This is a genomic window from Agromyces sp. NPDC056965, assembly GCF_042673425.1.
Classification (GTDB): domain Bacteria; phylum Actinomycetota; class Actinomycetes; order Actinomycetales; family Microbacteriaceae; genus Agromyces.
Window position 1 is genome coordinate 1 of record NZ_JBHURI010000113.1, and the last position, 10,227, is coordinate 10,227.

A 10,227-nucleotide genomic window follows, 5' to 3' on the forward strand; every position below is an offset into this window, starting at 1 on the left:
AGCACATCGAACGCGTTCGACGCCGTGTTCACCGCAGCATCGAGCTCCTCGATCTGCCGATTGAGGCGACCCGCCAACAGCTCCTTGCCATTGGTGACCCAGACCTCACGCGCAGCGAGATCGACATCGGTCACCGGAAAACCCTGATGGAGCACCGCGAAGGTGAGCGGAACGCCGGCGAGCAAGGTGATCGCGACGGTCGAGGCTGCGGCCTTGCGCGTGCGCACCCACGACGTGAAGGTACCCACTTCGGACACTCCCCTACTCTGCTTCGACCCCTGGATCGGCGCCGAGCCAGTCCCCACACCGGCGTACACGGTAACACGACAGCCGCGAGCGTCCACATGGGGAGGACTCCCCTTCGACTTCGCGGCGTTCATGCCGATGCCAGTGCCCCGTCGGCCCGGACCGGCGAGTGGCGATTCAGTCGGTCGTCGCGTCGAGCAGGGGAAGGTCGTCGATGCTCACGAGGCGCGTCGCGACCGCGTACTCCACGAGGCGCGCTCGACGGTTCGTGGCCAGCTTGCCGCGACCACCGCGCAGGCCGTCGACGCCGATGCGATCGAGCTTCTCGCAGACGTTGTCGAGCTTGCGGTTGAAGGTCGTCATGCTCCAGCCGAGACGGGCGGCGGCCTCGGCCGAGCTCGGCACGAGTGCCCGCCCGCCGGCCGGTTGCGAGAGCACGTTCTCGGCCAGCGAGACGACGAGCAGCCGCTGGCTGGAGGTGAGCGTCACCGGCAGGATCGTGGTGCCCCCGTCAGTGGGTGCTGCTGTGAGCGACGTGTTGTAGAAGTCCTCCTCGGCGTGCACCGTGAAGTCGTACGTCGTCGCGCCGGCGCTGAACATCACGTGCACGGTCTGGAACACGAGCGGGAGCTTCGCCCCCGGTGCGAGCCACGCCTGCACGCTGCCCGTCGCGTCGGAGATCGTGGCCGAGAGGATCTGGCCGACGTTGGAGAGCCACCACAGCCCGTACTCCGACGACAGCGTGAGGAACGTGCGGTGCAGGTAGGGGTTGTCGTCGATCGTGAGGTCGGACTCGCGACCGATCGTGAACGGCTCGCCCACCTCGACGGTGTACGACTCGCCGCAGTACTCGACGCGCAGCGGCCTCACGGTGTGCACCCCGTCTTCGGCTCCGACACCTTGCTGCCGCGCTGCACCTGCACGTCGATGCAGGTGCGGGCTCCGGCCGAGGCGCCTTCGACCGTGATCGTCGGCCCCGTGGACACCTGCGGATCGCCGGAACCGTCGGACAACGTCCACCGGTACCTGTCGCCGTCCTCTGCACCGGTGTGCGAGACCTCGAACGTGACGGTGCCGTCGGCGCTCGCGACACCGCTCGAGACGAGCGGTGCGGGAACGGTCTGGGCGACGACGGCGTTCTCACCGCCGGGCTTCGCCGTCTCGACCGTCGGCGACTGGGCCACCGTGCCCGACATCGCGATCGCGATGCCGACCATGGCGGCGATGACGACACCGGCGACGATGCCGATGATGAGACCGAGCCGACTGCGGCGAGGTGGCGCGGATGCCTCAGGCGTCGAACCCGACCCGACTGGGGCGCCGAGCGCGCCGGGCGCCGACATCGGGCGCACGATCGTCGAGTCCGGCGCGACCAGCACCTGCGAGGGCGACGACGCGGCAGCGCCCGGAGCACGGACGATCGTGGCGTCCGAGACCTCGGGTTGCGGCGCGGGACGACGCACGACGGTGCCGTCGTCGACGACACCCACGGCCGGAGCGGCGGGCGCCTGGGCCTGGATCTGCTGCGGAGTACGAGCCCGAGTGGCGTCGTCGTCGGTCGGCGCGACGCGGGGCGCCTGCGCGTCGACCGTGCGAACCGAGCGGGCCCGGGTGGCGTCGTTGTCGTCGGGCTCGGCCTCCTCGCGCGCGCTCGCGAGGTTCGGCACCTCGATGTTCGTGGCGGCGTAGCCGAGCTCGAGCTCAACGCGCTGCAGGGCGCGGGCGAACTCGACGGCGCTCGGGTAGCGATCGTCGCGACGGCTCGCCATGCCCTTGGCGAGCACCGCGACGAGGCTGCGCGGCACATCGGGGCGATCCATCGGCGTGATCGCACCGCGCTCGATGCGCCCGATGAGGTCGAGCGAACCGTTCGACCGGCCGGGGATCTCGAACGGTGTTCGCCCCGCGATCAGGGTGTGCACGGTCGCCGCGAGCGAGAAGACGTCGCTTCGCGTGTCGGGGCGCGGGTCGTCTTCGAACATCTCGGGCGGCGACCACGGCACGCTCATGCCGACCGCGGACGGACCGGACGCGGTGCCCGAGGCGAGGTCGCTCGCCGTCACGGTGTGCACGGGAAGCTCGCCCTCGAGGTTCGACGAGATGCCGAAGTCGGTGAGCGCGGGCCATCCGTAGTCGTTCGTGAGCACGTTCGCCGGCTTGATGTCGCGGTGCAGGATGCCGGCGGCATGAGCCGTCGCGATGGCCCCGGCGAGGCGCACCCCCGTGCGCAGCGCGTCTTCGATGGAGAGCGGCTGACGCTTGTACCGCTCGGCGAGGCTCGGGCCCGAGCAGTACTCCATGACGAAGTAGGGGCGGCCGTCGGCCGAGACGTCGGCGTGGAAGATCGTGACGATGAACGGATGCGCCGACAGCTGCGCCATCAGGTTCGCCTCGGCGACGAACTGCGCCTTCGTGTCGCGGCCGAGCCCCTCGGCGAGCAGCACCTTCACCGCGACCTTGCGCCGCGGCAGCTTCTGCTCGTAGAGGAAGACGTCGGCGAACCCGCCCGACCCGAGCAGCCCATGGGCGGCGTAGCCGGGCAACTCCGGCGGAATCGACGGGGCGCGGCGCATCAGCCGCCCACCACCTGGATGGTCCAGCCGCCGCCGAGGTCGACGACGGTGCCGGTGAGCACGGGGGTCGGCTCGCCCGATCGCAGCTTCACGGGAGGCTTGCCGGGAGCCACGACATGCGTGCCGTTGCGCGAGTGAAGGTCGGTGATGACCACGGTGTCGCCCTCGAGTGCGAGCCGCACATGGCTTCGCGAGATGTCGGGGTCGCCGAGTCCGATCGTGATGAGCCTCGGGATTCGACCTCCGGAGACCTTGCTCACGCTGGGGGCGCGGCCGAGCACGACCTCGTGGCCGATCGATTCGAGGGTGCCGTCGGGCATCCTGATGCTGGCCGGGGCCGCGGCGGCCGCGACCGGAGGTTCGCCGGCAGCGGTCGCGTTCGCGTTCGCGGCACGTGCGGCGCGCTCCTCACGGAGACGCCGGATGTCGATGCTGGCGACCGTCATCCCATCATGGTCGCCGTCGACGGGCTCGGGCGCCGGTGCGGCCATGGGCGGGCCCGCGGGCAGCCCGTTCGCGAAAGCGGACGATGGGCCGGCGATCGTCTCCTCGTCGGGCACCATCGTGAGCTCGACGGGCGCGGTGACCCGCGCAGGAGCGGGGGCCGCCGCTGCGGCAGCCGGCGCGACGGGCGCAGCCGCCACGGAAGCCACGGGCACCACGGGAGCCGCAGGAGCCCTCGTCGGCGCCGTCACGGGCGCTGCGACGGCGACCGGCGTTTCGACGCGCTGGGGGGCGATCGCTTCGACGCCGTCGGAGACGATCGAGCGAAGCGGAACCACGCCCTCGACGACGGGCAACGGCAGCGCGGAGGCATCCGTGCCGCCGTCGACCACCACCTCGATCGAGGAGGCGCCGTCGAGCACGCGCTCGACCCACGTGGACACGCCGGCATCGTGGATCTCATCGGATGCGGAGCGCACGCTGACCGGGCCGCGCACGACGACGCGTGCAGTGCCGGCCGTCTCGTCGCGCACCACGAGCGCGAACGAGGGCGTCGCCGCGAGCCCCTGGGCGGTGAGGCGGTCGAGCACGACGGAGGTCGGGTCGCCCGTACCGAGCTCGGGCCAGAGGGCGGCGAGCCGGTCGACGGCCTCGGCGGGGACCACGAGGATCACGCCGCCGCGTACGGCAGCGAACCACGCTGCCTCCGAATCATGCCGGTACGTCGCCATCTCCGCCTCCCCCGGTGCGTGGCCGAGTCTCCTCGACCGCTCTCGACAGCCGCCCGCGCCGATCACGCGTCGTCTCATCTTCGTCATCGTCGGATCCGAGGACGGATTCGACGACGATCGCCGTCACGTTGTCGCGACCGCCGTGCGCGAGCGCGGTGTCGACCAACTCGCCGGCGAGTCCCGCCGCATGCCCGGTGTCGCCCGCGAGGAGATGCGCGATCGTGCGATCGTCGACCTCCTTCGACAGGCCGTCGCTGCACACGAGGAACACCTGACGGCCCGCGGCCGGAATCAGCCAGACGTCGGGATCGACGAACTCGTCGGCACCGAGCGCGCGAGTGATGACGTTGCGCTCGGGGTGACGTTCGGCGTCTTCGGGCTGGATCAGCCCGGCGTCGACGAGCTCCTGCACGGCCGAGTGGTCGACGCTCAGCTGTTCGAGGGTGCGGCCGTCCCATGCGTACACCCGCGAGTCGCCGATGTTGAAGACCATCCAGTGGAACCCGGCACCATCGCCCGCATCGACGAGGGCGACGCCCGACAGCGTCGTTCCCGCGACCGCGGTGCCCTCTTCGCCCGCCTCGCTCAGCGCCCGCACGGCCTCGTTCGAGCTGTGGATCGCGTCGAGCACCTGCTCGGGCGACGACGGGACCCCGAACTCGAGGTGCCGGGAGAACGTCTCGACGACGACACGGCTCGCCGCGTCGCCGCGGGCGTGACCGCCCATGCCGTCGGCCACGAGATAGATGGGCGCCTCCGCCAGGAAGGAGTCCTCGTTGACGCTGCGGACGCGACCGACGTCGGTGCGCGCGCTGTGCGCGATGAGCGCGGCGCCGCTCGACAGGGCGACGACGCCCTCGCCATCTCCTGACACGGTTCTCCTCGGATCGAGCGGGAATGGTGGCGACCACGACGGTGCATCCGGCGCCGAGCCTCCACGCTAGCAACTCCGAGGCCCTCCCGATGACGCCTGTGGAGCGGACCGGCCGCTCGAGTCGCTCACCCCGCCGTCGGCTCCGCCACGTCGAGGGCCGCCAGCCCCTGCGCGATCTCGTCGAGCGCGGGGCGGCTCACGAGCCCGAAGGCGAGGTTCGCGACCTGCACGAGGCTGAGCTCGAGCGCCTCGGGTGGCAGCGGCCCGTCGACGATGGGCCCGAGCACGGCGCGCACCACTTGCCGGGCGGGATCGTGGGCGAGCAGTTCGGAGATCGGCGTGTTGACCGAGAACCGTGAGCCGGTGAAGTCGTCGCCGTCGATCGGGCCGGAGCGCGCCGACACCAGCTGCGGCCAATGCGCTTCGACGAGGAGGTGTTCCGTGCCGACCTCGCCCTCGACCGGCAGGCCGAGGCGCTCGAACTGCTCGGCGGGAGCATCCGATTCGCGCATCAGCCGCGTCATGAGCCGCGCCATCCGCAACTCGATCTCGGCATCGCGCAGCGGATGCTCCTGGCCCGGGTCGGTCGACAGGTCGAAGAGCATGGTGCCGAACGCGTGCGGGTCGGCGTAGGCGTAGCCGGGCACGCGGAGCACCGGCATTCCCTTCGTGAAGGGCAGCGGGTCGACGAGCTCGGCCTCGCGCAGCACCTCGGCGGGCAGCCGCCCGCGCATGGACGTCGGCATGAGCGTGTACTCCGCGAGGGGCGAGTTGCCGGCGTGCACCGGCGCCCGCAGGTAGACGTGACGACCGTCGGTGACGTTCACGTGTCCGCCGAAGATGCCGAACAGCGCGCCCTCGCGGTGCTCGGCGTCGTTGGCGATCGCATCGACGAGCGGCGCGCCCTGCATGTCGGCCCGTCGGTCGACGCCGAAGAACTCGAGCATCGTGGGTCCGAGGTCGATCATCTGCACGAGTGCGTCGCGGCGTTCGCCGCGCACGCGGGATCGCGGATCCCAGATGAAGAGCGGGGTGTGGATGGTCTCCTCGTAGTACGGCGGCACGTTCTTGCCGAGCCAGTCGTGCTCGCCGAGCAGCAGCCCGTGGTCGGTGCAGACGACGAGCATCGTGTCGTCCCAGAGCTCGTGCCGGTCGAAGGCGTCGAGCACCCTGCCGAGCGACTCGTCGCACATCGACAGCAGTGCGCTGTAGCGGGCGCGGAGGTGCGCGAGCTCCGCGTCGGTCTCGCTTCGCGGTGCGTAGTCGGGCCAGTCGTACTCCGGGCCCTCGTACGCGCTGTCGTAGAGCCGGTGGAATCGCTCGCCGCTGAAGAACGGCTCGTGCGGGTCGAACGTCTCGATCTGCAGGAACCAGTCGTCGTCGTTCGCGTTCGTCTCGATGAATTCGAGCCCGGCGTCGAAGGTGCGCCGCTGCGGGTGATCGGCTTCGTCGCGGAGGTGCTGGCGGTTGACCTGGTCCTGCCGTCGCAGGGCGTGATTCGATGCGAACGGCCGGATGCCGGAGAGGTCGGGGTCGGCGACCTGACCCTTCCACTCGTCGCCCTCCTGACCGCGGAAGAACTCGAAGGTGCGGAATCGCGGATGGTACGTGGCGCCGCCGTCGAGCCAGTAGTGCTGGTGGTCGGTCACGAGGTGCGTCGTGACGCCGTGCTCGCCGAGCAGTTCGGGCACCGAGTCGTCGAACGGCTCGAGCGGCCCCCACCCGCGGTGCAGGAAGTTCAGCCGACCGGTGTGCATCTCGCGCCGGGTCGGCATGCACGGCATGCTGCCGCCGTAGGAGCGGTCGAAGGTGACCGAGTGCGCAGCGAGCCGGTCGAACTGCGGCGCGTGCACGTCGCGCGCGCCGTAGGGCGGCAGGAACTGCCGGTTCAGGGTGTCGAACATGACGACCACGAGCTTCATCGCACGCTCCTCACGCGGAAGATCAGGATGCCGCCGAGCAGCATGATCACCGCGGCGACGGCGTAGAGCTCGCGGTAGCCGGCGACGCTCAACACGAGCCAGGCCACGAGCGGTGCGATCGGCAGGTGCTGCGCGGCGTTGATGAGGCCGAGATCGCGGGCGCGGTTCGTGCGGTCGGGCAGCACGTCGGTGACGAGCGCCTGGTCGACGGAGAGGAACACGCCGTAGCCGAGGCCGAGGAGCACGGCGGCGGCGATCGACGCGTCCCAGGTCGGCACGACCGCGAGCACCAGCGCCGCCGTCGCCTGCAGGGCAGCGGCGACCAGCACGAACATGCGGCGGATGCGGAGTCGATCGGAGAGCAGGCCGCCGAGCCACCCGCTGAAGCCGCAGGCGACGAGGTACACGAGGATCAGCACGAGCATGCCCGCGTCGGGGTCGTCGACGGCGAGCACGTCCGAGAGGAAGAACAGCAGGTACGTCGTGCCGACGAGGTTGCCGGCGTTCACGAGCACGCGCGACGTCATCGCCCAGTAGTAGTCGTGGTTCGGCCCGAGCGGCGGGATGCGCAGCGCGGCCGAGAAGCGCTGCGGGACCGCGTCTCCCTGCGGCTGCGGATCGCGCGAGCCGAGCAGGAACGGTACCGCGCACGCGATCGCGAGCAGGCCGATGATCGCCCAGCTGCCGCCGACGTCGGGCACGAGCATCGTGACCACGACCATGCCGATCGCGAGCGCGAGCACCTGCGGCACGCCCATCGCCGCCGACGCACGCCCGCGCTGGAAGCGGGGAACCTGGTCGGCGATCACGGCGGACAGCGCGACGAGCACCGCGGCCTGGCCGAGGGAGACGAGGGCGATGAGCACGGCGATCGTCACCGGCTCCCGCTGGAATCCGACGAGAGCGAACGAGCTTCCGGCGAGGAGGAACCCGCCGAGGACCCAGGCCCGCCGGCGCCAGCCCCGGAGGCGGGTCCGGTCGCTGAGCACGCCGAGCACCGGCACCGCGACGAGGATCACCACGGATGCCTCGCCGATGAGGAACGAGGTCAGCGCGACCTTGCCATCGGGGGCGACGACGGCCGCGAGCTTGGCCGTCATGAACTGCCCGGGCAGCATGATGAGGAGCCAGAGGCCGAACCATGCGAGGGCGAATCGGAGGAGCCATCCGATCGAGACTCGCGACGGCACGGGGTCCGAGGGGGCGGCGCGCGTGTGCAGGGGGTCGGGCTCGTGCGCCCGGTCGACATTGACCATGCAACGAAGTATGAAGTGGGACGACTGTCCGAGTCAATCGTCCCACTTCAAGATCGTGCTCGGAACGCCGTTCGGCAGGCCGCCCGACGCTCCCCCGGGTCTCAGCGACCGTCGGTGTGGGAGTCCTCGGTGAAGTGCGGCACTTCGTCCATGAGCTTGTGCCCGCGCGACTTCGCGTCGCTCCTGGCCTTCAGGAGGCTCGCGACGGTCGCGACCGCCATCGCGGCGAGGATCACGCCGAGCGACATCCACGTCGAGATCTCGGGCGCCCACTCGATGTGCTCGCCTCCGTTGATGAACGGCAGTTCGTTCACGTGCATGGCGTGGAACACGAGCTTGACGCCGATGAACGCGAGGATGAAGGCGATGCCGTACTTGAGGTACTCGAGGCGCTCGAGGAGGCCGCCGAGCAGGAAGTACAGCTGGCGCAGGCCCATGAGTGCGAAGACGTTCGCCGTGAAGACGATGAACGGGCTCTGCGTGATGCCGAAGATCGCCGGGATCGAGTCGAGGGCGAAGAGCAGGTCGGTCGTGCCGATCGCGATGAAGACGATGAGCATCGGGGTGAAGAAGCGCTTGCCGTCGATGACCGTGCGGAGCTTCACGCCGTCGTACTCGTCGGTGATCGAGACCCGACGACGCAGGAGGCGCACGATGAACGTGTCCTTGTCGTCGTCGTCCTCGTGGCCGCGCACCTGCTGGATCGCCGTCCACACGAGCCAGGCGCCGAAGATGTAGAAGATCCACGAGAAGTTCTCGATGAGCGAGGCGCCGAGCAGGATGAAGATGCCGCGCAGCACCAGCGCGATGATGATGCCGACCATCAGCACCTCCTGCTGCAGCTTCCTCGGCACCGCGAACTTCGCCATGATGATGACGAACACGAAGAGGTTGTCGATCGAGAGGCTGTACTCCGTCAGCCAGCCGGCGAGGAACTGCCCGGCGAACTCGCCGCCCGCGAAGAAGTACATGAGTCCCGCGAAGATCAGCGCGAGCACGACGTAGAAGACGACCCAGAGGGTCGATTCCTTCATCGATGGCACGTGCGGCCGCTTCAGGACGAGCAGGAGGTCGGCGATCAGGATCAGTGTCAGGACGACGAGGGATCCGACTTCGAACCAGATGGGGAGTTCGAGCAACGTGGTGCCTTTCGGAGGATGCGGGGACGACGGATTCCGAAAGTCTCTCCCCCTGCCGATTCGCAGGTCCCACGCCCGGAGCGGCGGTGACGGCGCTCGTACTGACGATCGTGGGTCGAGGCCTGGCCCCGCGGGATACTCCCCTTCGCTCTCGCGAGTCTAGCCGAATACGAGCGGGGCTCCGGCGACGCAGGGTCAGGATTCCGTTCGACTCGCGCCCATAGAATCGTGGTCCCCACGACAAGGAGTGCCTGTGAGTTCGACACCCCCCGCCCGCCAGTACCGCACGACCCCGGGCTCCGCCCTCGTCGGCTACGCGATCTTCGCGAGCCGCTGGTTGCAGGCTCCCCTGTACCTCGGGCTCATCGTCGCCCAGACGATCTACGTCGTCGTCTTCATGGTCGAGCTCTGGCACCTCGCCGAAGGCGTCATCGCGCATCCCGAGAAGATCGACGAGGCCGACATCATGCTGGCCGTGCTCGGCCTGATCGACGTCGTCATGATCGCGAACCTGCTCATCATGGTGATCATCGGCGGCTACGAGACCTTCGTCTCGCGCATCAACGTCGACGGACACCCCGACCAGCCCGAATGGCTCAGCCACGTCAACGCCAACGTGCTGAAGGTCAAGCTCGCGATGGCCATCATCGGCATCTCGTCGATCCACCTGCTGAAGACCTTCATCGAGGTCGGCGACATGACGGACGGTGTCGCGAAGGGCACCGAGACCGGGCAGGACTACACCTGGGAGGGCGTGATGTGGCAGGTCATCATCCACTCGGTGTTCATTCTGTCGGCGCTCGCACTCGCTCTCATCGACCGCATGTCGTACCACCGAGTCGCCCCGCACGAGGTGCATGACGGAGTCCCCGTCGCGTATTCCGACAACCCTGGTCTCAGCGCAGCAGAGCCCGCGCGAGAACCGGTCGAGACCGGCTCTCGCCACTGAGCCGGCGTCGGGGCACGGCATCGAGCGGGGGGCGGCCCCCCCCCCCCGGCCTCCACCCGCCGCCCAACCGGCGCGCCGGAAACCCCAGGGCCC

Annotated in this window: 9 protein-coding genes; 1 reads left to right on the forward strand and 8 read right to left on the reverse strand. The window is 69.7% G+C overall.

Going from position 1 to position 10,227, the window contains the following annotated elements:
- The 8 genes from ACFTQE_RS18915 to ACFTQE_RS18950 all read right to left on the reverse strand — a co-directional run.
- A partial coding sequence (locus tag ACFTQE_RS18915; RefSeq protein ID WP_376926521.1) for a hypothetical protein occupies positions 1-227 on the reverse strand: 227 nt, incomplete at its 3' end.
- A gap of 196 nt (positions 228-423) precedes the next feature.
- On the reverse strand, positions 424-1,125 hold the full coding sequence (locus ACFTQE_RS18920; protein WP_376926522.1) for a hypothetical protein: 702 nt from the start codon (positions 1,123-1,125) through the stop codon (positions 424-426).
- Positions 1,113-2,819, reverse strand: coding sequence for a serine/threonine-protein kinase (locus ACFTQE_RS18925; RefSeq protein WP_376926523.1), 1,707 nt, complete (start codon positions 2,817-2,819; stop codon positions 1,113-1,115). Before ACFTQE_RS18925 ends, ACFTQE_RS18920 begins: the two co-directional genes overlap by 13 nt.
- A complete protein-coding gene (locus ACFTQE_RS18930; protein WP_376926524.1) occupies positions 2,819-3,994 on the reverse strand; it encodes an FHA domain-containing protein in 1,176 nt (391 codons plus the stop codon). The genes ACFTQE_RS18925 and ACFTQE_RS18930 overlap by 1 nt, the downstream gene beginning before the upstream one ends.
- Complete coding sequence (locus tag ACFTQE_RS18935; protein WP_376926525.1) at positions 3,975-4,868, reverse strand: PP2C family protein-serine/threonine phosphatase; 894 nt, start codon at positions 4,866-4,868, stop codon at positions 3,975-3,977. The genes ACFTQE_RS18930 and ACFTQE_RS18935 overlap by 20 nt, the downstream gene beginning before the upstream one ends.
- A 125-nt stretch (positions 4,869-4,993) precedes the next feature.
- Positions 4,994-6,790, reverse strand: coding sequence for a sulfatase (locus ACFTQE_RS18940; protein WP_376926526.1), 1,797 nt, complete (start codon positions 6,788-6,790; stop codon positions 4,994-4,996).
- Complete coding sequence (locus ACFTQE_RS18945; RefSeq protein WP_376926527.1) at positions 6,787-8,046, reverse strand: MFS transporter; 1,260 nt, start codon at positions 8,044-8,046, stop codon at positions 6,787-6,789. The genes ACFTQE_RS18940 and ACFTQE_RS18945 overlap by 4 nt, the downstream gene beginning before the upstream one ends.
- 101 nt (positions 8,047-8,147) lie before the next feature.
- Positions 8,148-9,185: a TerC family protein gene (locus ACFTQE_RS18950; RefSeq protein ID WP_376926528.1), complete on the reverse strand. Its 1,038-nt coding sequence runs from the start codon at positions 9,183-9,185 to the stop codon at positions 8,148-8,150.
- Positions 9,186-9,438: 253 nt separating this feature from the next.
- Between ACFTQE_RS18950 and ACFTQE_RS18955 the strand changes: the two genes are divergently transcribed.
- The gene (locus tag ACFTQE_RS18955) at positions 9,439-10,134 is read left to right on the forward strand and encodes a TIGR00645 family protein (protein WP_376926529.1); all 696 of its coding nucleotides are present in this window, start codon (positions 9,439-9,441) and stop codon (positions 10,132-10,134) included.
- Positions 10,135-10,227 lie beyond the last annotated feature (93 nt).